General features: G+C 72.3%; 24 protein-coding genes. 16 read left to right on the plus strand and 8 right to left on the minus strand.

Going from position 1 to position 22,285, the window contains the following annotated elements:
- Positions 1-52: 52 nt before the first annotated feature.
- Positions 53-613, minus strand: a complete 561-nt coding sequence (locus ACH495_RS05110) for a Uma2 family endonuclease (RefSeq protein ID WP_396856432.1) — start codon at positions 611-613, stop codon at positions 53-55.
- A 99-nt stretch (positions 614-712) separates the two neighbouring features.
- Between ACH495_RS05110 and ACH495_RS05115 the strand changes: the two genes are divergently transcribed.
- The 4 genes from ACH495_RS05115 to ACH495_RS05130 all read left to right on the plus strand — a co-directional run bounded on the left by ACH495_RS05115 (position 713) and on the right by ACH495_RS05130 (position 3,985).
- Positions 713-1,435 (plus strand): M50 family metallopeptidase, encoded by a 723-nt coding sequence (locus ACH495_RS05115; RefSeq protein WP_396856433.1) that lies wholly within the window; start codon positions 713-715, stop codon positions 1,433-1,435.
- A 146-nt stretch (positions 1,436-1,581) separates the two neighbouring features.
- Positions 1,582-2,565, plus strand: a complete 984-nt coding sequence (locus ACH495_RS05120) for a ketopantoate reductase family protein (RefSeq protein WP_396856434.1) — start codon at positions 1,582-1,584, stop codon at positions 2,563-2,565.
- A 57-nt stretch (positions 2,566-2,622) separates the two neighbouring features.
- On the plus strand, positions 2,623-3,126 hold the full coding sequence (locus ACH495_RS05125) for an RNA polymerase sigma factor (protein ID WP_396856435.1): 504 nt from the start codon (positions 2,623-2,625) through the stop codon (positions 3,124-3,126).
- Complete coding sequence (locus tag ACH495_RS05130) at positions 3,119-3,985, plus strand: hypothetical protein (RefSeq protein WP_396856436.1); 867 nt, start codon at positions 3,119-3,121, stop codon at positions 3,983-3,985. Before ACH495_RS05125 ends, ACH495_RS05130 begins: the two co-directional genes overlap by 8 nt.
- 68 nt (positions 3,986-4,053) lie before the next feature.
- Here ACH495_RS05130 and ACH495_RS05135 read toward each other — a convergent pair whose 3' ends face one another.
- On the minus strand, positions 4,054-5,637 hold the full coding sequence (locus tag ACH495_RS05135) for an acyl-CoA carboxylase subunit beta (protein WP_396856437.1): 1,584 nt from the start codon (positions 5,635-5,637) through the stop codon (positions 4,054-4,056).
- Positions 5,638-5,709: 72 nt separating this feature from the next.
- On the opposite strand from ACH495_RS05135, the gene ACH495_RS05140 reads away from it, so the two are divergent.
- Positions 5,710-6,582, plus strand: coding sequence for a biotin--[acetyl-CoA-carboxylase] ligase (locus ACH495_RS05140; protein WP_396856438.1), 873 nt, complete (start codon positions 5,710-5,712; stop codon positions 6,580-6,582).
- Between the two features lie 154 nt (positions 6,583-6,736).
- Positions 6,737-7,306: a PH domain-containing protein gene (locus tag ACH495_RS05145; RefSeq protein ID WP_396856439.1), complete on the plus strand. Its 570-nt coding sequence runs from the start codon at positions 6,737-6,739 to the stop codon at positions 7,304-7,306.
- 28 nt (positions 7,307-7,334) lie between these two features.
- On the opposite strand, the gene ACH495_RS05150 is transcribed toward ACH495_RS05145, so the two are convergent.
- On the minus strand, positions 7,335-8,033 hold the full coding sequence (locus tag ACH495_RS05150; RefSeq protein ID WP_396856440.1) for a GtrA family protein: 699 nt from the start codon (positions 8,031-8,033) through the stop codon (positions 7,335-7,337).
- Between the two features lie 63 nt (positions 8,034-8,096).
- Positions 8,097-8,633 (minus strand): GtrA family protein, encoded by a 537-nt coding sequence (locus ACH495_RS05155; protein WP_396856534.1) that lies wholly within the window; start codon positions 8,631-8,633, stop codon positions 8,097-8,099.
- A 441-nt stretch (positions 8,634-9,074) separates the two neighbouring features.
- Between ACH495_RS05155 and ACH495_RS05160 the strand changes: the two genes are divergently transcribed.
- The 4 genes from ACH495_RS05160 to ACH495_RS05175 all read left to right on the plus strand — a co-directional run bounded on the left by ACH495_RS05160 (position 9,075) and on the right by ACH495_RS05175 (position 13,972).
- Entirely contained in the window at positions 9,075-10,916 is a 1,842-nt protein-coding gene (locus tag ACH495_RS05160) for a phosphoenolpyruvate carboxykinase (GTP) (protein WP_396856441.1), read from the plus strand.
- A gap of 40 nt (positions 10,917-10,956) precedes the next feature.
- Entirely contained in the window at positions 10,957-11,796 is an 840-nt protein-coding gene (locus ACH495_RS05165) for a hypothetical protein (RefSeq protein ID WP_396856442.1), read from the plus strand.
- 172 nt (positions 11,797-11,968) lie between these two features.
- Positions 11,969-13,171, plus strand: coding sequence for a geranylgeranyl reductase family protein (locus ACH495_RS05170; protein ID WP_396856535.1), 1,203 nt, complete (start codon positions 11,969-11,971; stop codon positions 13,169-13,171).
- Positions 13,172-13,201: 30 nt separating this feature from the next.
- Positions 13,202-13,972, plus strand: a complete 771-nt coding sequence (locus ACH495_RS05175) for an isoprenyl transferase (RefSeq protein WP_396856443.1) — start codon at positions 13,202-13,204, stop codon at positions 13,970-13,972.
- Between the two features lie 109 nt (positions 13,973-14,081).
- Here the strand turns inward: ACH495_RS05175 and otsB are convergent, their stop codons facing one another.
- From otsB to ACH495_RS05190, 3 genes are all read right to left on the minus strand, one after another.
- Positions 14,082-14,909 (minus strand): trehalose-phosphatase, encoded by an 828-nt coding sequence (gene otsB / locus ACH495_RS05180; protein ID WP_396856444.1) that lies wholly within the window; start codon positions 14,907-14,909, stop codon positions 14,082-14,084.
- 71 nt (positions 14,910-14,980) lie between these two features.
- On the minus strand, positions 14,981-15,334 hold the full coding sequence (locus ACH495_RS05185; protein ID WP_396856445.1) for a hypothetical protein: 354 nt from the start codon (positions 15,332-15,334) through the stop codon (positions 14,981-14,983).
- 162 nt (positions 15,335-15,496) lie between these two features.
- The gene (locus ACH495_RS05190; RefSeq protein WP_396856446.1) at positions 15,497-15,937 is read right to left on the minus strand and encodes an XRE family transcriptional regulator; all 441 of its coding nucleotides are present in this window, start codon (positions 15,935-15,937) and stop codon (positions 15,497-15,499) included.
- A 264-nt stretch (positions 15,938-16,201) separates the two neighbouring features.
- Between ACH495_RS05190 and ACH495_RS05195 the strand changes: the two genes are divergently transcribed.
- The 6 genes from ACH495_RS05195 to ACH495_RS05220 all read left to right on the plus strand — a co-directional run bounded on the left by ACH495_RS05195 (position 16,202) and on the right by ACH495_RS05220 (position 21,573).
- Positions 16,202-16,543 (plus strand): hypothetical protein, encoded by a 342-nt coding sequence (locus ACH495_RS05195; protein WP_396856447.1) that lies wholly within the window; start codon positions 16,202-16,204, stop codon positions 16,541-16,543.
- Positions 16,544-16,565: 22 nt separating this feature from the next.
- On the plus strand, positions 16,566-17,009 hold the full coding sequence (locus ACH495_RS05200; protein ID WP_396856448.1) for a hypothetical protein: 444 nt from the start codon (positions 16,566-16,568) through the stop codon (positions 17,007-17,009).
- 311 nt (positions 17,010-17,320) lie between these two features.
- Positions 17,321-18,736, plus strand: a complete 1,416-nt coding sequence (locus ACH495_RS05205; RefSeq protein ID WP_396856449.1) for a PhoH family protein — start codon at positions 17,321-17,323, stop codon at positions 18,734-18,736.
- A gap of 298 nt (positions 18,737-19,034) precedes the next feature.
- Positions 19,035-19,742 carry a transglycosylase SLT domain-containing protein gene (locus ACH495_RS05210; RefSeq protein WP_396856450.1) on the plus strand — a complete coding sequence of 236 codons (708 nt, stop codon included), beginning with the start codon at positions 19,035-19,037 and terminating at the stop codon, positions 19,740-19,742.
- A gap of 103 nt (positions 19,743-19,845) precedes the next feature.
- Positions 19,846-20,505: a rhomboid family intramembrane serine protease gene (locus ACH495_RS05215; RefSeq protein ID WP_396856451.1), complete on the plus strand. Its 660-nt coding sequence runs from the start codon at positions 19,846-19,848 to the stop codon at positions 20,503-20,505.
- 99 nt (positions 20,506-20,604) lie between these two features.
- Complete coding sequence (locus ACH495_RS05220) at positions 20,605-21,573, plus strand: NAD(P)/FAD-dependent oxidoreductase (RefSeq protein WP_396856452.1); 969 nt, start codon at positions 20,605-20,607, stop codon at positions 21,571-21,573.
- A 2-nt stretch (positions 21,574-21,575) separates the two neighbouring features.
- Here ACH495_RS05220 and ACH495_RS05225 read toward each other — a convergent pair whose 3' ends face one another.
- Complete coding sequence (locus ACH495_RS05225) at positions 21,576-22,268, minus strand: TetR/AcrR family transcriptional regulator (RefSeq protein ID WP_396856453.1); 693 nt, start codon at positions 22,266-22,268, stop codon at positions 21,576-21,578.
- Positions 22,269-22,285 lie beyond the last annotated feature (17 nt).

Here is a 22,285-nt window from a genome sequence, read left to right on the forward strand (position 1 = left end):
TGGAGGTAAGTGCCCTAGATCGCAATAGGACGCAAGGAAATTTTCATCGCGGTCACCGGAGTGCGGCCGGATCCATGGCCCAGCGGAACGGCTCGGTCACCGTCAGTGTCTCACCGGCCTTCGCCACCGCGTCCTCGACGTAGTGCTCACCGTCGAGCCGGTGCAGCCGCAGCGAGTGGCTGTCGCCGTCCTGCTCGACCAGCAGATACCACGGGATCCGGGCGATCGCATAGAGCTGCATCTTGACCACCCGGTCGGCGGCGGCGTTACCGGGGGAGACGACTTCACACACCAGCCTGACCTCACCGGCCTCGATCACGGTGCCTTCGTCGTCCGTGTCGGCGACGACCACGTCGGGGATGACCATGCGATTGACGCCGAGCCGTACGTTCACCGCCTCGAACACCAACAATCCGAGCGGACGGGCAGCCCGGCGCAGGCTGTCCACCAGGTTCCAGGACACCAACTGGTGCCTCTTGCTCGGGGCAGGGGTCACGATCAGGCTCCCGTCGAGCAGTTCGATGCGGTCGAGGCCGTGGTCCAACGCGAGGTAGTCGGTCTCGGTCCACAGACCGATGTGTGACCTCGGCGGCTCCCACGGAGCTGCGCTCACGAACCTCACCTCCGCTCCGGTGCCTCGTCCGATCAGTCTCACACTCTATGAGACCCGGCCGATCGAACGACACGACTCCGGCCGGTAGGCTCCCCGCCCATGCCCCTGATCGACACGCTGCTGAGCGCCCAGCCGGACCCGCCGCCGCTGCTGGTGGTGCTCACCGCACTGGTCGCGCTCGCGGTGGTCGCCACCCGGCTGCCGTGGCGGATCGCCCGCAACGCGGTGACCATCGCCCACGAGGGCGGCCACGCGCTGGTGGCGCTGCTCACCGGTCGGCGGCTGCACGGCATCCGGCTGCACTCGGACACGTCCGGGCTGACGCTCTCCGCCGGCCGTCCCTCCGGGCCGGGCATGATCCTCACGTTGCTCGCCGGCTACGTCGCTCCGTCGCTGCTCGGCCTGGCCGGCGCCTGGCTGCTGGCCGGGAACCGGATCACGCTGCTGCTCTGGGTGGCGGTGGCGCTGCTGCTGGCCATGCTGGTGCTGATCCGCAACCTGTTCGGCGCGCTGTCGCTGCTTGTCACCGGTGGCCTGGTGCTCGCCGTCTCCTGGTACACCTCGCCCCAGGTCCAGGCCGCGTTCGCCTGGACGTCGGTCTGGTTCCTGCTGTTCGGCGGCGTACGCCCGGTGTTCGAACTGCGACGCCAGCGCAGCCGGGGCCGGATGCCGGAGTCGGACGCCGACCAGCTCGCCCGGCTCACACCGTTCCCGCCGCTGTTCTGGGTGGGCCTGTTCCTGCTGGTCAGCGTCGGTGCGCTGGTCGCCGGCGCGCTGCTGCTGGCCGGCCCGATCCTCGCCGACGCCGGCCTCACCGGCTGACCCGTCCCGCGTCCGGGCATCCGCCGCCCCGGCATGCCGCGCCGCGCCGCGCATCGCCGGCCGGGACGCGCCACGGCACGCGTCGTCCCGCCGGGACACGCGGCGGTCCCGGGCGGGACCCGGTCCGACGAGGCAGAATCGGACCGGTGCGATACGTGATCATCGGAGCCGGCGCGGTCGGCGGCACCATCGGCGTACTCCTGGCCGACGCCGGCCGCGACGTGACGTTGGTGGCCCGCGGCGCCCACCTGGACGCGCTGCGTGAGCGGGGGTTGACGCTGCGCACGCCGCGCGGCACGGTGACCGGCCGGCTGCCGGCGGTGGCCGGGCCTGAGGGCCCGCCGTTGCCGGCCGACACGGTGCTGGTCCTCACCGTGAAGTCGCAGGACACCGTCGCCGCGCTGGCCGCCTGGGTGGACGCGCCGGTGGAGGGCGGCGGGACGGCGGGCGAGCGGCTGCCGGTCGTGTTGGCCCAGAACGGGGTCGCCAACGAGCCGGCCGCGCTACGACTGTTCGCCCGCGTGCACCCGGTCTGCGTGTGGCTGCCCGCCACCCACCTGGAGCCGGGCGTGGTGGTCGCCAACGGGCACCCGCATCCGGGCATGCTGCACCTCGGGCGCTACCCGACCGGCGCCGACGACACCGACCGGGCGGTCGCCGCCGACCTGACCGCCGCCGGTTTCGTCGCCCCGGTCCGCGACGACGTGATGCGCTGGAAGTGCGGCAAGCTGCTGGCCAACCTCGGCAACGGCCTCCAGGCGCTGCTCGGCCGCGACGTGCCCGAGGCGCTGTCGACCCGGGTCCGGGCCGAGGGCGAGGCCGTGCTGGCCGCCGCCGGCATCCCGCACACGACCCGCGAGGAGGAGGCCGCCGAACGCGGGGACCGGGTGGCGCACCGGCCGGTCGACGGCGAGACCCGGTCCGGCGGTTCCACCTGGCAGAGTCTGGCCCGGGGTGCCGGCTCCGCCGAGGCCGACCACCTCAACGGCGAGATCGTGCTGCTCGGCCGCCTGCACGGGGTGCCGACCCCGGCCAACGCGGCGGTCCAGGTCGCCGTCCGGCGGGCGGTCCGCGAACGGATCCCGGCCGGCGAGTACCCGCCGGGCGAACTGGCGAAATTGATCGGCTGACCGGGCAACCCGAGCCGCGTCGCCAGGCGTGTCCCTGGCGAACACGGGGAGGTGGCAGTGCCCGACAGCGACGGCTTCGACGAGTTCTACCGCGGCAGCCGGCAACGGCTGCTCGGCTTCGTCTACGTGCTGACCGGTGACCTGGCCGAGGCGCAGGACGCTGTGCAGGAGGCGTACATCCGGGCCTGGCAGCGGTGGCCGACGGTGCGCGGGTACGACGACCCGGAGTCCTGGGTGCGGGTGGTGGCCAGCCGGATCGCGGTCAGCCGGTGGCGCAGCCTGCGCAGCCGGGCCCGCGCCTACCTCCGGCACGGGGCTGGCGACCACGTGCCGGCGCCGAGCACCGAGACGATGGACGTGGTGGCCGCGCTGCGCCGGCTGCCCGAGGCGCAGCGCACCGCCATCGCGATGCACTACCTGCTCGGCATGCCGGTCGCCGAGGTGGCCCGGGAGACCGAGGCGCCGGTCGGCACCGTCAAGGCCCGGCTGTCGAGGGGGCGGACGGCGCTCGCCGGGCTGCTCGCCGTCGTGGATCTGGAAGAGGAGGCGGCAGATGCCTGACGACGTCACGTTGGTGGAGTCACTGCACCGGGACCTTCGCGACGTCCAGTGGCTGGAGCCGGAGACGATCCGCGCCACGGCCCGGCGGCGCAGCCGGCGGACCGCGGCGTTGGCCGCCGTGTCGGTGGTGGTGGTCGCCGCGCTCGCCGCGACAGTGGTGGACCGCACCGGTGCCCCGCAGCCGCCCGCGGCCGGCGCCCTCGGCGGGTACGCGGAGATCCCGGTGGAGGCGATGCTGACCCCGGAGGACGTGCCGGTCCCGACCGGTGAGCAGCTCCGCGAGACCGCCCTCGACGAGCCGGTCCGGGTCGACGACGTCCTCCAGGTCTGCGCCCGCGCGCAAGGGCTGCCGGCGGAGGAGCCACGGTCGCGCTACTCCCGGGGGCAGACCACACTGGGGATGCCCCCGTCGCCTTCGTCGCAGAGCGGGGCGGTCCTCACCCAGGACGTCTACCGGATGGAGGCCGGCGCGGCACGCCGGTTCTTCGGCGACCTGGAGCGCACGGTGAAGGCCTGCGGCGCATGGCCGACAAGGGGCCGGATCTACACCGAGCGAGGCACGGTCGAGGCCGACGTGGTGCGCAGTTGGCGGATCACCGCGAGCGGCTTCGCCGGCGACCAGGCGGTGCTGCTCCGGCACACCGTCACGGAGCGGCTGGACCGGGCAACCGTCGAACCGCCCGGCCATTTCTCGTACTTCCGGCTGGTCGTGCGGGTGGGTGACCTGGTGACGGTCCTGGTGCCGACGCCATCGTTGAGCATCGAGGTACCGGGCACCGGGCTCTCCGAGGCGCAGTTGCTGGCAATGGCCCGGGTCGCGGCCGAGCGGATGTGCGTCGCCGCCAACCCCGGCTGCTGAACCAGGCCGGGTGTTAAGAAGGGGCCCCTGCTCTACGCGAGGCGTTAACAGGGGCCCCTTCCTTACACCTACAGCGGGATGTTGCCGTGCTTCTTCGGCGGCAGAGTCTCGCGCTTGGTCCGCAGCACCCGCAGCGCCCGCACGATCTGGGTCCGCGTCTCGTGCGGCGGGATCACCCCGTCGACGTACCCGCGCTCGGCGGCGATGTACGGGTTGGCGAGCGTGTCCTCGTACTCGGCGATCTTCTCGGCGCGGACGGCGGCCGGGTCCTCGGCGTTCGCCAGCTCGGCCCGGTAGAGGATGTTCACCGCGCCCTGCGCGCCCATCACCGCGATCTGCGCGGTCGGCCAGGCGAAGTTCAGGTCCGCGCCGAGGTGCTTGGAGCCCATCACGTCGTACGCGCCGCCGTACGCCTTGCGGGTGATCACGGTGACCTTGGGGACGGTGGCCTCGGCGTACGCGTAGATGAGCTTCGCGCCGCGTCGGATGATGCCGTCCCACTCCTGCCCGGTGCCGGGGAGGAAGCCGGGCACGTCCACGAACGTCAGCACCGGCACGTTGAACGCGTCGCAGGTACGCACGAAGCGGGCCGCCTTCTCCGACGCGGCGATGTCCAGCGTGCCGGCGAACTGCATCGGCTGGTTCGCCACCACGCCCACCGGGCGGCCCTCGACCCGGCCGAAGCCGACCACCATGTTCTGCGCGTACAGCGGCTGCACCTCCAGGAACTCGCCGTCGTCGAGGACGTGCTCGATGACCCGGTGCATGTCGTACGGCTGGTTGGCCGAGTCCGGGATCAGCGTGTCCAGCTCCCGGTCCTCGTCGGTGATGTCGAGGTCGGCCGGGGCGTCGAACACCACCGGCTCGTCCAGGTTGTTCGACGGCAGGTACGACAGCAGCGCCTTGACGTAGTCGATCGCATCGGACTCGTCGGCGCCGAGGTAGTGCGCGTTGCCGCTGCGGGCGTTGTGGGTGCGGGCGCCGCCCAGCTCCTCCATGCCGACGTCCTCGCCGGTCACCGTCTTGATCACGTCGGGGCCGGTGATGAACATGTGCGAGGTCTGGTCGACCATCACGGTGAAGTCGGTGACCGCCGGGGAGTAGACCGCCCCACCCGCGCACGGGCCCATGATCAGGGAGATCTGCGGGATGACGCCGCTGGCCCGCACGTTGCGGAAGAAGATCTCGCCGTAGAGGCCGAGCGAGGCGACGCCCTCCTGGATCCGCGCGCCGCCGGAGTCGTTGATGCCGACCACCGGGCAGCCGATCTTCATGGCCAGGTCCATCAGCTTCACGATCTTCTCGCCGAAGACCTCGCCGAGGGAGCCGCCGAAGACGGTGAAGTCCTGCGCGAACACGCAGACCTGCCGGCCGTCCACGGTGCCGTAGCCGGTCACCACGCCGTCGCCGTACGGGCGGGTCCGCTCCAGCCCGAAGTTCGTGGAGCGGTGCCGGGCGAACTCGTCCAGCTCGACGAACGAACCCTCGTCGAGGAGCATCCCGATCCGCTCCCGGGCGGTCTTCTTGCCTCGCGCGTGCTGCTTCTCGACCGCGCGCGCCGACCCGGCGTGCACCGCCTCGTCGAGCCGTCGCTCCAGGTCCGCCAGCTTGCCGGCGGTCGTGTGGATGGTGGTCCCGGTCTCGGTAGTCACCCGTGGAATATAACGATGGTTCAGGCGGGTGAGGCTGTGCAGTGCGCCTCATCCGGGCCGTAGGCTGGCGGGATGCCCGGCTCGCCGTACACCGATCTGGACCGCCCGCCGCTGTCGGCGGCCCGGCTGCGGCGCGCGCTGGTCGCGCCGCACGGGCCCTGGCGCCGGTTGGAGCTGCTGGCGGAGACCGGTTCGACGAACGCCGACGTGGTGGGCGCGGCGCGCGCCGGTGAGCCGGAGGGCCTGGTGGTGGTCGCCGAGCGGCAGACCGCCGGCCGGGGCCGGCGCGGCCGGGTCTGGCAGTCGCCGCCGCGCGCCGGCATCGCGGCCAGCGTCCTGCTGCGGCCCGGCGAGGCGGTCACCGAGCGCGGCTGGTCGCCGGTGCCGCCCACCGGGTACGGCTGGCTGCCGCTGCTGGCCGGCGTCGCGGTGGCCGAGGCGGTACGCCTGCTGGCCGAGCTGGACGCCCGGCTGAAGTGGCCCAACGACCTGTTGGTGGACGGCGCGAAGTGCGCCGGTGTGCTGGCCGAGGCGGTGCCCGGCGACGGTGCCGCGCCGCCCGCGATAGTGGTCGGCGTCGGCCTGAACGTGACGCTGCGCGCCGCCGAGCTGCCGGAGAACCCGACCGGGCTGCCGGCCACCTCGCTCCAGCTCGCCGGCGCCACCGCCACCGACCGGGACCCGCTGCTGCGTTCGCTGCTGCGTTCGCTCGCCGACTGGTACGCGCGCTGGCGCGACGCCGGGGGTGACGCGGTGGCCAGCGGGCTGCGCGACGCGTACCTGGCCGGGTGCGCCACGGTCGGCCGCCGGGTGCGGGTGCTGCTGCCGGACGGGCGCGAGGTGCACGGCACCGCGACCGGCGTCGACCCGGACGGCCAGCTCCTGGTCGACGCCGCCGGCGAGACGCTCCGCCTGGCCGCCGGCGACGTGCTGCACCTCCGGTGAAAGGCGGGGCCCCTGGTTAACGCCTCCGGTATAGGCGGGGGCCCCGCTTAACACCTCCCACCTCCCACCTCCGGCTCCCGCCCGCGCGGCCGATGCCGCCGGGGCGCACCGACCGGTTACGGTCAGCGCGTCCGGTTCTGCGAGGAGGTTGGAAGTGGCGTTCCCCGAAGACGTGCTCACCGAGGACGAGCACGTCGTGCTGCACCTGCACCCGCACTGGAAGGCCCTGATCCGGCCGATCCTGGTGCTGGCGCTCACCGTCGCGGCGGTGGTCGCCGGTTGGCTCCTGCTGCCCGACGGCGACGGCGGCACCATCGCGCTCTACGTGCTCGCCGGGCTCGGTCTGGTGCTGGTGCTCTCGTTCGGCCTGTGGCCGTTCCTGGTCTGGCGCACCACGCACTACCTCTTCACCAACGAGCGGGTGCTGCTCCAGGAGGGCGTGCTCTCCCGCAACCGGCGGGACCTGCCGCTGACCCGGATCAACGACCACGCCATGCACCAGCGTTTCGTGGAGCGGATGCTCGGCTGCGGCACGTTGACCATCGAGTCGGCCGGCGAGCGGGGCCAGTCGGTGCTGCGCGACGTGCCGCACGTGGACCGGGTGCAGACGAAGCTCTACGAGCTGGTCGAGGCCCACCACGACAAGCACAGCCTGGGTGACGGCGAGATGCGGGAGATGCTGGCCGACATGGCCGAGGGGAAGCCGCTCCGCGACCCCTCCTGACGGGTGCCGCCGTGGCGGGCGCGTCCGGTCAGCGGCGGGCGCGCCGGGACGGGAACTCGGCGGCCAGTTCGGCGTCCAGGCTGGCGCCGAGGGCCCCGCCCAGCGCGGCGTCGGCCGGGGCGGTACGCCCCTGGGGTGGGGTGTAGTCGCTCCTCGGGCGGCTCGCGCCGGGGGGCGGCTCCTCCTCTTCCAGCTCGCTGACCGATTCGGCCAGCTCGGCGACCGGGTCCATCTCGGCGACGTTGTCCCACTCGTCGCGCGGCACGTCGTGCCAGGTCTCCTCGGCGTGCTTCGGCACCGGCTGGAACACGAACGTGCGGTAGGACCAGAAGCGGAACAGGGTGGCCAGCAGGACGCCTACCGTCTTCGCCACGTTCAGGGCCAGCAGGCCGTGCACGCCGAGGCCGTACTTCGCCAGTGCCAGGACGCCGAGTTCGATGACCAGGCCGGCGCCGTTGAACAGGAAGAACAGGACGTATTCGCGCCTCAGCGCGGATTTCGGTCGATCCCGGTACGTCCAGTGCCGATTCATCAGATACGACGTGATCGTGGCGACGATGGTCGCGATCACGGTCGCCTTGAGTTGACCGTCCCGGAAGACCGTGAGTGCCAGCGCATTGAACACCGCGTAATTGATGACGGTGTTGATGCCGCCGACGATGCCGAACTTGGCCGCCTCGCGGATGAACTTCTGCCAGCGCTCGGGCAGCAGACGGACTCCAGGCATGCGGAACACCTTAGGGCAGTGGGCAGGGCCGGCTGGGCCCGGCGGGTATGGATGGGCGGCGCGTCACGCCCCGGACTCTCGATCTCGGCTCGGTGCCGGAACGGGGGGAGTTCCCGCCTCGACGAAGACGAATCGTCGGTACGACCAGAATCGGAACAGCGTCCCCAGGCCGGTGCCGACGATGAAGCTGGCGATGTTGTCGGCCAGCGGCGTCTGGAACACCGACGGCCAGATCGCGCCCAGGCCGTAGCGGCTGATCGCCAGGCAGGCCACCGCGATGCCGAGGCCCACGCCGTTGAAGAAGAAGAACAGCGCGTACTCACGGGCGGGGTTGGAGCGCTGGCGGTGCCGCCAGGTCCAGAACCGGTTGCCGAGGAAGGCGACCGTCGCGGCGATCACGGTGGAGATGGTCTTCGCCGCCAGCGGCGGCATGCCGCGACCGCTCGACAGGTAGTTGAAGAGCGCGAAGTCGACGAGGAAGGCGAAGCCGCCGACGGTGGCGAACTTGCTCAGCTCGTGGACGAGGTGACCGAAACGGTCGAGCAGCGCTCCGATCGGACCCCGACGGGTCGGCGGAGCCCCCGGTTGGTCCCCGGTCATCGTCGCGGCCACCCGCCGAGCGTACCGGTTGCACGGAAGGGGGACCGGCCGCAACGGCGAGTCGCCCGCGACAACTTCCACGCCGGTCGCCGCGGCCGGCCGCCGGGTCGGCGGCCCGGTCGCCCGTTTCGAATGCCGTGAGCAGAGCGTAACCGACCGTGCGAATGCGGGGAGCGCATCACGAAATCACGCGTCCGTGGACCGGGCCCGACGAAGGTTCACCGAAGGATTTGCGTGAAACTGCGCGCGAAAGCGGGTATCAGATCGTGTTGCCGCAGCGTGACCGTACCCTGTGCAGTTCTTCACAACCAGTACCACTGACTGGGAAGGCAGCCCGGTTTACGCTGAGCCCAATCCCAGGTTTCCACGACGGCGGCGCCTCGCCCGCCAGAACTCGTGCATCCCATAGATCGGTCAGCGTCGACCACAAGGAGATGTGACATGGTTGCTCCGGCTGTTGTTCGGGGTATCGATCAGGCCCCGACATCCCACCCCAAACTGCTCGCCTGGGTTCGTGAGGTCGCGGAACTGACCACCCCGGAACGGGTGGTCTGGGTGGACGGGTCCGACGAGGAGTGGCGTCGCCTCACCGACGAGCTCGTCTCCAACGGCACCCTGATCCGGCTGAACCCCGAGAAGAAGCCCAACTCGTTCTACGCGCGGACGGACCCGACGGACGTCGCCCGGGTCGAGGAACGCACCTTCATCTGCTCCGTCGACGAGGCGGACGCCGGCCCCACCAACAACTGGATGGCGCCGGCCGAGATGAAGCGGACGATGACGGAGCTCTACCGCGGCAGCATGCGCGGTCGCACCATGTACGTCATCCCGTTCTGCATGGGCCCGGTCGAGGCCGAGAACCCCATGTTCGGCGTCGAGATCACCGACAGCCCGTACGTGGTCGCCTCGATGCGGATCATGACCCGGATGGGGTCGTCGATCCTCGAGGCGATGGGCGAGGACGCCGACTTCGTGCACGCGCTGCACTCGATCGGCGCGCCGCTGGCGCCCGGCCAGCAGGACGTGGCCTGGCCGTGCAACGAGACCAAGTACATCTCGCACTTCCCGGAGACCCGGGAGATCTGGTCCTACGGCTCCGGCTACGGCGGCAACTCGCTGCTCGGCAAGAAGTGCTACTCGCTGCGGATCGCCAGCGTGATGGGGCGCGACGAGGGCTGGCTCGCCGAGCACATGCTGATCCTCAAGATCACCTCGCCGGAGGGCAAGGTCTACCACATCGCCGGCGCCTTCCCGTCGGCCTGCGGCAAGACCAACCTGGCCATGCTGGAGCCGACCATCCCGGGCTGGAAGGTCGAGACCATCGGCGACGACATCGCCTGGATGCGCTTCGGCCCGGACGGCCGCCTCTACGCCATCAACCCGGAGTACGGCCTGTTCGGCGTCGCGCCCGGCACCGACTGGAAGACCAACGCCAACGCGATGCGGACGCTGGACCGCGGCAACTCCGTCTTCACCAACGTCGCGCTCACCGACGACGGCGACATCTGGTGGGAGGGCATGGGTGAGCCGCCGGCGCACCTGATCGACTGGAAGGGCAACGACTGGACGCCGGAGAGCGAGCAGCTCTCCTCACACGCGAACAGCCGGTTCTGCACCCCGATCACGCAGTGCCCGATCCTGGCCGACGACTACTACGACCCGAACGGCGTGCCGATCGACGCGATCCTGTTCGGCGGCCGGCGGCGGGACACCATCCCGCTGGTCACCGAGGCGCGGGACTGGGTGCACGGCGTCTACCTGGGCGCGACGCTCTCCTCGGAGACCACCGCCGCCGCGTCCGGCGCGGTCGGCGTGGTGCGCCGCGACCCGATGGCCATGCTGCCGTTCATCGGCTACCACGCCGGTGACTACTTCCGGCACTGGATCGAGATGGGCAAGGGCACGGACGGCGACGCGGCCAAGCTGCCCAAGATCTACTACGTCAACTGGTTCCGCAAGGACGCCGAGGGCAGCTTCCTCTGGCCGGGCTTCGGCGAGAACTCCCGCGTCCTGAAGTGGGTCATCGAGCGGCTGGAGGGTCGCGCCGACGCGGTGGAGACCCCGATCGGCATGGTCCCGGCGCAGGACGCGCTGGACATCGACGGCCTCGACATGACCCCGGAGGACGTCCGGATCGCGCTGAAGGTCGACCCGGAGGAGTGGCGCAAGGAGCTGCCGCTGGTCACCGAGTGGTTCGAGAAGTTCGGCGACAAGCTCCCCGGCGTGCTCTGGGCCGAGCTGGACGCGCTGCGCGCCCGGCTGGACGTGGAGCCCCAGAAGTAACAGGTGTGCCGGTTGCCCGCGCCGGGCAACAACGGATGCCATGAGGACGGCCGCCGAACCTGTCGAGGTCCGGCGGCCGTCCGCCGTCCGGGCGCTGACCACGCTGCTCGCCGTCACGGCGGCCGCCACCGTCGTGGTCGAGCTGCTCAATTACTGGTACGCCCCGGAGCAGGAGTTCGGCCTCGCGGTCCGCACCGGCTGGGCGATGCTGCGCTCGCTGGGTTTCCTGATCCTGATCGGGCACGTGAACCGGGGTCGGGTCGCGGCCCGCCCGTTCGGCTTGATCCTGGCCGTGACCACCGTCTTCGCGGTGGGCCGCCTGATCGTGCCCAGGGCCGGGGTGCCGGCGTTGCCCGGCCTGGTGGGCTTCGCGGCGCTCACCGCGCTCTGCGTCGCCGTGGTGGTGCTGCTCTACCGCTCCGAGGCGGTCCGGGCGCACCTGGTCCGGCACCGCAAGGGCCTCGTCGTCGAGGGCGGCACGATCTCCTGGCGGGAGATGACGCCGAAGCGCCCGCAGGCGAACGGGTGGCTGCTCACCGCCCGGGTCGCCGCGTTCACCTACAGCCCGCTGATGCTGGTGCCGGCGCTGGTGGCGACCGGATCGCTGCTGGACGGCGGGATCGTCGCCGTGCCCGCGGTGCTGTTCTGGTTCGCCGCCGGCATCGCGGCCAGCTATGCGGTGCTGTTCTGCACCGCATTCCTGATGCGCGGCCGACAGTGGGCCCGCCGGGCGCTGGTCGTGGTGACGCTGGGCGTGCTCGCCGTCGACCTCCCGCTCTGCTGGTGGCTGCTCGGCTCCGACGGCCTGATCCGCGACGGCGCCCCCCTGCTGACCGCCGCCGCCCTCACCCTCTACTCCCTCCACCGCACCACCCCCTAACCCCACCCTGTCCCGCGTTGATCAAGAAGTTTGCGTCAACTTCGAGCCGCTCTCCGACGCAAACTCCTTGATCACCGCCGCTCATGGGGGTGGCGGCGGGTGGGGAGATCGAAACACCGACCCCATGGGGGTGGGCGCGGTGCGCGAGCCGGGAGGGGTGGGCGGGGGGAGGATGTGGGGTGGGGGTGGTGCGGTGGGTGGTGGTGCGGTGTGGGACGTCGTGGTGGTGGGGGCGGGGCCGGCGGGAGCGGCGGCGGCGCTCGCGGCGCGGCGGGCCGGGGCGGCGCGGGTGCTGCTGCTCGACCGGCACGACTTCCCGCGTGACAAGGCGTGCGGGGACGGGATCGCCGCGCATGCGCTGGACGTGCTCGCCGAGCTGGGCGTGACCGGGGCGGTCGAGGGATACCGGCCGCTGCCGGCACTGCGCCTGGTCGCGCCCGGCGGCGGCACGGTGGCCCGGGCGCTGCCCCGGCCCGCGTACACGGTGCCCCGGCGGGTGTTCGACGCGCGTCTGGTCGCGGCGGCGGTCGCGGCGGGGGCGGAGTTGCGGCGGCACACCGTACGCCGGGTGGAGGTGGGCGCCGACCGGGTGGTGCTCGACGGGGAGCTGGCCGCCCGGGCGGTCGTCGGGGCGGACGGCGCCGGCTCGGTGCTGCGGCGGGCGCTCGGGCACCCGGTGAACCCGGACCGGCACCTCGCGCTCGCCATCCGTGGCTACGCGCCCACGCCACCCGGGCCACCCGAGCAGCTCATCGTCACCTCGGCGGCGCGCTGGCCCGCGTACGCGTGGGCGTTTCCGATCGGCGACGGGCGGGCGAACGTCGGGTACGGGGAGGTGCTGCGCGGCGAGCCGCTGACCCGCGCGCACCTGCTGGAGCGGATGGCGGCGCTGCTGCCCGGCACCGACCCGGCCACGGTGACCGACCTGCGGGCGCACCACCTGCCGCTCTCCACGCACCGGCCGGCGCCGGGCCGGGGCCGGGTGGTGCTGGCCGGCGACGCGTTGTCGTTGATCAACCCGTTCACCGGCGAGGGCATCTTCTACGCGTTGCGCTCCGGCGCGCTGGCCGGGGCGGCGGCGGCCGACGCGCCCGCCGAGGCGGCCCGGCGGTACGCGGCGGCGCTGCGCGCCCGGCTCGGCACCCACCTGCGGCACAGCTCGACGGCTGCCTGGTTGGCCCGGCGGCGCTGGGTGGTGGACGCGGTGGTGGGCGCGGCCGGCCGGGACGAGCGCGTCTACCGGACGGTGGTGGAGCTGGGGCTCGGCGACGGCCGTCTGGACGCCCGCACGCTGGGCGCGATCGCCGCCGCGGTGCCGCGTCCGCGTCGGGTCGGGAGCGACGCGCCGTCCCGCGATGCGCCACCGCGGCACTGATCTTTTCCGCGGGTCGCTACCCTGCAAGTGATGACTCTGCGGAAACTTCTCTACTCCGTGTACGAGCGCCGGCTGACCGCGAAGCTCGCGGGCAAGCCCGTGCCCGCGCACGTCGGCGTGATGTGCGACGGCAACCGCAGGTGGGCCCGGGAGATGGGCTTCGTCGATCCGAACGACGGCCACCGGATGGGCGCCGAGCGGATCAAGGAGTTGCTTCGCTGGTGCGACGCGGCGGGCGTCGGGCACGTCACGCTCTGGCTGCTCTCCACCGACAACCTGTCCCGGCCGGCCACCGAGCTGGACCCGCTGCTCCAGATCATCGAGGATCTCACCACCGAGCTGGCCGAGGAGGGCAACCCCTGGCGGCTGCGCATGGTGGGCGCGCTCGACGTGCTGCCGGCGCAGCACGCGGCCGCGTTGAAGGCCGCCGAGGAGCGCACCCGCGACCGGGACGGCGGCGCGCAGGTCAACATCGCCGTGGGGTACGGCGGCCGGCGCGAGATCGCCGACGCGGTCCGCTCGTTGCTGCTGGAGCACGCGGCGCGCGGCGGCACGATCGAGGAACTGGCCACCACGCTCGACGTCGACCACATTTCCGAGCACCTCTACACCAAGGGCCTGCCGGACCCGGATCTGATCATCCGGACCAGTGGCGAGCAGCGGCTCTCCGGTTTCATGCTCTGGCAGAGCGCGCACTCGGAGTTCTACTTCTGCGAGCTGAACTGGCCCGACTTCCGCAAGGTCGACTTCCTCCGCGCCCTGCGTTCCTACGCCACCCGCCAGCGCCGCTACGGCGTCTGACGCCGCCCCTCGCCGCTGATCTTGCACTTTCGGCCCCTCGAGCGGGGCTTTTGCCCCCTTTGTTGGGGCAGCAAGTGCAAGATCGACGAGGCGGGTGGGGCGCAGGGGGTCAGGCGTCGAGGTGGGGGAGGGCGGCGGTGAGGAAGGCGCCCAGGGCGGCGGGGGAGTCCAGCGTCAGGTCGGCGGCGTCGGCGACCTCGTGACCGGTCTCCGGGTTGGCGACCGCCACGCACACGCCGAGGAAGTCGGGGTCGGTGGCGGCGCGGGCGCGCAGCGCGGCGAACGCCTTGATGTCGGAGACGTCGTCGCCGAAATACCACGCGCCGCCGGCGTCCCGGACCGCCTCACCGATGACCATGCCCTTGTCCCGGTCGACCGGGGGCTTGAGCTCCAGCACCATGCGGCCGGCCTGGCAGCGCAGTCCCAGCCGCTCGGCCCGGGCGCGGCCCCACTCCTGCACCAGGTCGCCGAGCTGCGGGGCGGTGCGCCAGTGCAGCGCGACGGAGAGGCGCTTGAACTCGACCAGCGCGCCGGGCGGCAACTCGGCCTGGGCCTGCTCGGCCAGCTCGGCCATGGTCGGCACCCAGGGCAGCGCGGCCGGCTCGGTGACCGTCTCGCCGCCGGAGTGGCTGTGCTCCAGGCCGTAGAGCCCGTACAGGTCGACGTCGGCGAGGCTGCCGAGATGGTCACGCAGGAACTCCACCGGGCGCGCGGAGACGATGGCGATCCGGCGTACGCGCGGGGCCAGTGCCGCCAACGCGGCGAGCACCTTCGGCGCGGGCCGGACCGCGGCGGGATCGTCGTCGACCGGCGCCAAGGTGCCGTCGAAGTCGAAGAAGAGCACCACGTCACCTGCCCGCGCGGCGGTGGCCCGCCACGCGTGCTCGGCGTTCAACGGAGTCTTCGGCTGCTGGTTGCCCAGATTCAACGGCGGCACGCGCGACAGCGTACCCCGCGCCGGGCGGCGTATTCGTGGCCGAGATGTGACGTCGGGACGACGTGGGGAGGTCAGCGTTCGGCGGCTCCTCGTCCCCGGCGCCCGAACGGCACCACGGCCGCTTCCTGCCCGTGGCTGAGCAGGTAGCCCTCCACGAAACCGGTGTTCCGGTCGCCGGTGTGCGCCTCGATCTCGTTGAGTCGCGCCACCAGGAACTCGGTGAGCGCGCTGACCCGGTCGTTGAGCCGGTCGTGCAACTCGGCCACGACGGCGAGGATCACCGCCGTGCCGGTCGTGGTGAGCGCGAGGAGATTGACGACCACGGGAAGCTGCCCGCCGTCCAGCACGCCGACCACCACGTTGCCGGTCACGCACGATGTCACCGACACCACCGCGACCACGACTGCCAACCATTTCAGGGTCATGGACAGACCCCTCCTTCTGTCCCGCAGGGCTGGGTTCGGCTGTGTCCCGTCCCCCCGCCGATGACGAGCCCCTAGCAGTACAAACGTGGACGCTAGCCGGTCCGATCCGGCCCCGAGGCGAAACGATCGGGACTGCCTTTCCGTTCTTTCGCCATCTGAGAACTAGCCGGCCTGTTTGCCCCTATTTCGGACATTTGCCGGCAGTGTTGGGCGATATGCGAGGTAGCGAATGGTTTCTCGAATGTGGAACTTCTCCGCGTCGGAGACGTTCGGGTCGACCAGTCGACGTAGCAGCGCCTCGACGTCCGGGTCCATCGGCGGCGGGGTGGGGGCGGTGCGGGAGCCGGTCGTCCGATCCCAGCCGAGTGCGGTGAACGCGGCGGCCGGATCGAGCCCGAGCCCCTCGCAGAACGCGACCACCCGCTCGGCCTCGGGGTCGCTCGCCCAGTCGCCGCGGACCCAGCGGTTGATGGTCTGACGGGAGACGCCGGTGCGCCGGGAGACCTCGGTGCCGCTCCAGGCCCGCATGGCACGCGCGTCGTCCAGGGCGCGGCGGACGAAGGTGGCAAAGGCGATTTTCCGTGCATTGGCCGTCTCGGTCACCCCGTGACGGTACGACCAGTCGCTCCCGCCGGGGTTGCTCGGCGCGCTGGTGTCACGCCTACGTGACGTCGACCCGGGCGTCCCGATCAACGATCCAGAACTGCTCCTGAGGGGTGTCACCCGGGCAGAATAGAGAGACACGAGGACGGCGGCAAGCCGACGAAAAGCTGATACTGTCACGCCCATGAGACAACTTACGGTGTGTCACGTGCTTGAGACGACGAGTGCTCACATGCGTCACTCCGCGGTTGCGGAGGGGGTGTCGTGACCGAACTCGCGACCCGCACCCAGGCCTTCGGGCTGATTGCGGACGGCGTCTCCGCCGGGCTGAGCGCGCCCTGGCGCCTCTACCTCGCCCGGGGTTGCCGATACCTCTCGCTCAGCGTCGGCGACCGGGAGGAGTGGGACGCCTGGCGGACCCACCTCGGCTGCCCCGAACTGAGCGTGCGGGTCTACGACTCCGGCGGCGAGATCCGCCGGGCCTCGGTGGCCGAGATCATCCTCGACGGGTGCCGGATCAGTGTCGAACTGGTCGAGGAGGTCAGCACCGCCGACCTGGAGCGGTTGCTGGTGGTCGACCCGCTCACCGGGCCGGACGAGCGATGAGCCGGGTGGCGGAGGTGGCCCGGTGAGCCCATTTCTCGCCGTCGTCCTCGTCCTGGTGCTCGGCTCCACCTGCTATGCCGCCGGCCGCCTGCACGGCCAGCTCAGCTACCGGATCGGCTACCGGTTCGGCTACCGGCAGGGCTACTTCGACGGCGATCGGGGCGCCTGGAACCGTCGGCGCCGGGACGCGCGGGCCGTCATCGCCTCGGCGCTGGCCGGTCCCGCCCCGACGGTGGTGACCTCGGTCGGGCGCGCGGGCCCGCCGTTCGCCGGCACCGCCGCGCCCGCCGCGGTCACCGCCCGCCCCGCCGCGCCGGCCGCACGGCCCGGGTCGCCGGCCGTACGGGTCACCGCGACCGCGCCGCTCGGCGGGGCCGCCCGCACCGGCACCACGTACACAGGGTCCTCGTTCGGCGCGACCGTCGCCGGCCCGAGGGCCGCGACCCTGGTCCGGCGCCAGGGCTGAGGCCCGCCCGGTACGCGCCGTGCACGCCCGCCGTCGTGGCGGACCGTCGCGGCGGCTCCGGCCCGGCCGGGATGCGCGCAGGGGGCATGCATCCCGGCCGGTTCCGGCGTGTTCACCGGTGATCCACCCGGGGCTCTAGCCGAGCGGGCCCCCGGGGATTAGCGTCTAGGCATGGCGCGGGGTTTTCCCGGGCCAGCCGGACAGCCCGGACCTGCGACCTCGCGCACGGGGCCCGCATCCGACCCCGTGTCCGCCGGGCACCGGAAGAGGCGGAACTCGGGTGGCCGGGTGCCCATCCGCGGAGCAGGCCTGTGACCACTCGCCGTACCCCCGCCGGAGCCGAGCCGACCCCGGCCGCGACCGCCCCGACCCGCCGGACCACGCGCAGCCGGCGGAGCGCCGCTGCCGCCACCGCCGGCACCGAGGAGCCCCGACCATCCGGTCCGGCCTTCGTCCTGGACACCTCGGTCCTCCTCTCCGACCCCGCGGCGTTCCACCGCTTCGCCGAGCACGAGGTGGTGCTGCCGCTGGTGGTCATCACGGAGCTGGAGGGCAAGCGGCACCACCCCGAGCTGGGCTGGTTCGCCCGCCAGTCGCTGCGCATGCTGGACGAGTTGCGGGTGCGGCACGGCCGGCTCGACCGTCCGGTGCCCGCCAACGACCAGGGCGGCACGCTGCGGGTGGAGCTGAACCACACCGACGACGGCGTGCTGCCGCCCGGCTTCCGCAACGAGTCGAACGACGCCCGGATCCTCTCGGTGGCGCTCAACCTCGCCGCCGAGGGGCGTGCGGTGACCCTGGTCAGCAAGGACATGCCGCTGCGGGTGAAGGCGGCCTCGGTCGGCCTGCGCGCGGACGAGTACCGGCACGGCCAGGCCAGCGACCCGACCTGGACCGGGATGGCCGAGCTGGAGCTGGGTGACGACGCGATCGGCCGGCTGTACGCGGGCGAGGCGCTGGACGTCGACGCCGCCGCGGGCCTGCCCTGCCACACCGGCCTGGTGCTGCACTCGTCGCGGGGCTCGGCGCTGGGGCGGGTGCTGCCCGACAAGACGGTGCGGCTGGTCCGCGGCGACCGGGAGGCGTTCGGCCTGCACGGGCGTTCGGCGGAGCAGCGGATCGCGCTCGACCTGCTGCTGGACGAGTCGATCGGCATCGTGTCGATGGGCGGCCGGGCCGGCACCGGCAAGTCGGCGCTGGCGCTCTGTGCCGGCCTGGAGGCGGTGATGGAGCGCCGCCGGCACAAGAAGGTGATCGTCTTCCGCCCGCTGTACGCGGTCGGCGGCCAGGAGTTGGGCTACCTGCCCGGCTCGGAGTCGGAGAAGATGTCGCCCTGGGCGCAGGCCGTGTTCGACACGCTGGGCGCGGTGGTGCACGAGAACGTGCTGGAGGAGGTCACCTCGCGCGGCCTGTTGGAGGTGCTGCCGCTCACCCACATCCGGGGCCGGAGCCTGCACGACGCGTTCGTCATCGTCGACGAGGCGCAGTCGCTGGAGCGGGGCGTCCTGCTCACCGTGCTGTCCCGGATCGGCCAGGGGTCGCGGGTGGTGCTGACCCACGACGTGGCGCAGCGCGACAACCTCCGGGTCGGGCGGCACGACGGCGTCACGGCGGTGATCGAGGCGCTGAAGGGCCATCCCCTCTTCGCGCACGTCACCCTCAGCCGGTCGGAGCGTTCCCCGATCGCGGCGATGGTGACCGACCTGCTGGAGGACATCCCGGGCTGACCGAGCCTTTTGCCCCACTTCGTCCCTATTTTCGATGTGGCGCAGATCACTTTTGCCGCCTGCGGTTTCCCACTCGCCTCACCGTGCGCGATGGTGTCCATCGAGCGTCACCGACAACTCCAGCACCTGGAGTTCCATTCGCCCCGGCAACTCGTCGAGCATTCTCCGCCACGACGGCGGGAGCCACGAGGGTCGGTGCGCCGGCGGAGACCGGTGGGTCGGGGCGCTCGCGGCACCCGGGCGCGGCCGTTCGGCCACGCGTGGTGCCGTGTCCCTGCCTCCGACGAAGGGAAACTTCGTGAGTCGGCTCTGGAGCCGGTTCGGCGCCCGTACGGCCGCTGTCGCGCTGCTCTCCGTGGGCGTCGCCGGTGGTTTCTACCTGGGCGAAGATCGTCAGACCCAGCAGCAGGGCCTGACCGCGCAGGTCGGCCGCGAGGTCGACCGGACCGAATACATCTACCAGCGCGAACGGCAGGCCGACCACCGCCTGCAGTCGTCCCGGCAGCGCGCCGCCGAATACCAGGCCAAGCTGCGGGCCAAGGAGGCGGCGAAGGAGGCTGCCGAGCGGGCCAAGGCCGCCGAGCGTGCCGCCGCGAACCGCAAGAAGGAGCGCGCCGAGGCGGAGGCCAAGGCCAAGGCCAAGGCGGAAGCCGAGGCCAAGAGCAAGCCGTACGACGGTCCGATCCCGGCGTCCTGCGCGGAGTACAGCGGCAACCGGAAGGTCGGCTGCGCGGTGATGCTGGACAAGGGCTTCGGCATCGACCAGTTCCCCTGTCTGGACAAGCTCTGGACGAAGGAGAGCGGCTGGAACCCGAAGGCCTCCAACAGCAGCTCCGGCGCGTACGGGATCCCGCAGGCGGTGCCCGGCAGCAAGATGAGCTCGGTGGCCGACGACTGGCGGACCAACCCGGCCACCCAGATCACCTGGGGCCTCGGCTACATCAAGGGCCGGTACGACACCCCGTGCGGCGCCTGGCAGCAGTCGCAGAGCGAGGGCTGGTACTGATCGCGGCGAACGGCGGCGGGAGGCGCGGGGATCCGCGTGTCCCGCCGCCGTCGTCTTCCCGCCCGAGTGGCGGTCCGCCGCATTTACTGATAGCTGTTGGTAGGTGACCTGGCAGGACAGCCCTCGCGGCGGAGACCCCCACCGGTTCGGCACCGACGCGTTCTACGCGTCGCTCGGCCGGGCGTTCGTCGCCATGTGCGCGGTCGTGCCGGTGCTGTTCCTCATCGAGGCGCTCGACGTCGGGTTGCGGCTCAACCTCGACGTCACCGCCGGCATCATCCCGCACCGGATCCAGGGCCTGGACGGCGTCTTCTTCTCGCCGTTCCTGCACGCCGGCTGGAACCACCTCTACAGCAACAGCATCCCGCTGATCCTGCTCGGCACGTTCGTGCTGGCCGCCGGCACCCGCCGGTTCCTCTGGTCCACCGCGGTGATCATCCTGGTCAGCGGGCTGGGCGTGTGGTTCACCGGCTCGCCCAGCTCGGTCGTGGTCGGCGCGAGCGGAGTGATCTTCGGTTATCTCGGCATCCTGCTCACCCGGGGTGTGGTGGAGCGGAGCTGGTGGAACTTCGCGGTGGTGCTGCTGGTCGGCCTGCTCTACGGCTGGCAGTTGCTGGGCATCCTTCCCACCGACGAGCTGATCTCCTGGCAGGGCCACCTGTTCGGGCTGCTCGGCGGCGTGGTCGCCGCGATCCTGTTCCGTCGCCGCGCCGACACCCGCATGTCGGACCCACTCGGGTCACCGCCGGTCACGCTGCCCTGACGACGCGTTGATCGATCGGCGGGACGTGCTTGATCCCGGCCGCCCGCCCGCCTACCGTCGGCAGCACGGGTTGATCCTGGCCGAAAGTGACGGTACGCCATGCGCGAGGTCGATGTCGCCGTGATCGGGGCCGGCCCGGCCGGGCTCTTCGCCGCCTACTACGCCGGGTTCCGCGGGCTCTCCGTGGCCGTGATCGACGCGCTGCCCGAGCCGGGTGGGCAGGTCACCGCGATGTACCCGGAGAAGCTGATCCTCGACGTCGCCGGCTTCCCCGCCGTCAAGGGCCGCGAGCTGGTCGCGAACCTGGTCGCCCAGGCCGCGCCCTACCACCCCGACTACCGCCTCGGCGTACGCGCGGAGAAGCTGTCCTACCTCGACGGCCGGCCGGTGCTCGGGCTGGCCGGCGGTGAGCAGCTCCGCTGCGGCGCGGTGGTGGTGACCGGTGGGCTGGGCAGCTTCACGCCCCGGCCGCTGCCGGTCGCGGAGAGCTTCACCGGCGGCGGGATCGTCTACTTCGTGCCCCAGCCGGTCAAGCTGACCGACCGGCACGTGCTCATCGTGGGCGGCGGCGACTCGGCGTTCGACTGGGCGGTCACGCTCGCGCCGCTGGCCCGGTCGGTGACGCTTGCGCACCGACGCGACCGCTTCCGCGCGCACGCCGCCACCGTCGAGCGGGTCCGGGCGCTGCCGGTGCGGGTGGTGGTCAACGCCGAGGTGAGCCGCCTGTACGGCGAGGAGCGCGTCACCGGCGCCGAGCTGACCGTTCGCGGTGGCGCGGTGGAGACGCTCCCGGTGGACACCGTGGTCGCCGCGCTCGGCTTCACCGCCGACCTGGGCCCACTCACCGAGTGGGGGCTGGCGCTGGACCGGCGGCACATCCTGGTCGACAGCGCCATGGCCACCAACCTGCCCCGGGTGTACGCGGCCGGCGACATCACCGAATATCCGGGCAAGGTCCGGCTGATCGCCACCGGCTTCGGCGAGGCGGCGACCGCCGTCAACAACGCGGCGGTCGCCATCGACCCGACCGCGCATCTCTTCCCCGGCCACTCCTCCGACGGCACCTGAGGTCAGTCGCCGGGCAGGCCGACCAGGTCGGCCATCAGGGCGACCTGGTGGTCGAAGTACTCGCCGCGGTGCGGCAACGCCCGGTTGATCCGGCCGAACAGCTCGAAGCTGATCAGCCCGAAGAGTTGCGTCCAGCCGGCCATCCCGCGCGCCATCAGCGCGGGCGACAGTGGCACCCCGGTCAGCGCGGTCAGCTCGGCCACGTCGCCGCGCAGCGGCTCGGGCAGTTCCTCGTCCGCCCGGTCGAGCCGGCCGGCGGCCACCCCGTCGCGCAGGATGCCGAGCAGCGTCATCGGGGGCCGTTGGGCCGGCGCGACCGTGTCGTCCGGGGCCGCGTAGCCGGGCACCGGGCTGCCGTAGAGCAGCGCGTACTCGGCGGGGTGGGCGAGCGCCCAGGCGCGCGCCGCGCGGCAGGCGGCGAGCCAGCGTCCGCGCAGGTCGTCCTGGTCGGCGGCGGCGTCGGCCGTCTCCACCGCGTCGCCGAGCGCGTCGTACGCCTCCAGGATCAGCGCGGTGAGCAGGTCGTCGCGGCTGGGGAAGTAGCGGTAGATCGCGGAGGAGACCATGCCGAGGTCCCGGGCGACGGCCCGCAGTGAGAGGTCCGCGCCGTCGGTGGCCAGGTGGCGACGGGCGACCGCCTTGATCTCTTCGATCATCCCGGCGCGGACCCGGGCGCGGAGCGAGGGAGCGACCATGCGCCCACTGTGCCACG

The sequence above is a fragment of the Micromonospora sp. NPDC018662 genome (genome assembly GCF_044391475.1).
Taxonomy (GTDB): domain Bacteria; phylum Actinomycetota; class Actinomycetes; order Mycobacteriales; family Micromonosporaceae; genus Micromonospora.

Coding starts and splice junctions, on each gene's coding strand:
- ACH495_RS05115 (WP_396856433.1), top strand. CDS start 713: ATGCCCCTGATCGACACGCTGCTGAGCGCCCAGCCGGACCCGCCGCCG.
- ACH495_RS05130 (WP_396856436.1), top strand. CDS start 3,119: ATGCCTGACGACGTCACGTTGGTGGAGTCACTGCACCGGGACCTTCGC.
- ACH495_RS05140 (WP_396856438.1), top strand. CDS start 5,710: ATGCCCGGCTCGCCGTACACCGATCTGGACCGCCCGCCGCTGTCGGCG.
- ACH495_RS05150 (WP_396856440.1), bottom strand. CDS start 8,033: ATGCCTGGAGTCCGTCTGCTGCCCGAGCGCTGGCAGAAGTTCATCCGC.
- ACH495_RS05155 (WP_396856534.1), bottom strand. CDS start 8,633: ATGACCGGGGACCAACCGGGGGCTCCGCCGACCCGTCGGGGTCCGATC.
- ACH495_RS05160 (WP_396856441.1), top strand. CDS start 9,075: ATGGTTGCTCCGGCTGTTGTTCGGGGTATCGATCAGGCCCCGACATCC.
- ACH495_RS05165 (WP_396856442.1), top strand. CDS start 10,957: ATGAGGACGGCCGCCGAACCTGTCGAGGTCCGGCGGCCGTCCGCCGTC.
- ACH495_RS05170 (WP_396856535.1), top strand. CDS start 11,969: ATGTGGGGTGGGGGTGGTGCGGTGGGTGGTGGTGCGGTGTGGGACGTC.
- ACH495_RS05175 (WP_396856443.1), top strand. CDS start 13,202: ATGACTCTGCGGAAACTTCTCTACTCCGTGTACGAGCGCCGGCTGACC.
- ACH495_RS05185 (WP_396856445.1), bottom strand. CDS start 15,334: ATGACCCTGAAATGGTTGGCAGTCGTGGTCGCGGTGGTGTCGGTGACA.
- ACH495_RS05220 (WP_396856452.1), top strand. CDS start 20,605: ATGCGCGAGGTCGATGTCGCCGTGATCGGGGCCGGCCCGGCCGGGCTC.
- ACH495_RS05225 (WP_396856453.1), bottom strand. CDS start 22,268: ATGGTCGCTCCCTCGCTCCGCGCCCGGGTCCGCGCCGGGATGATCGAA.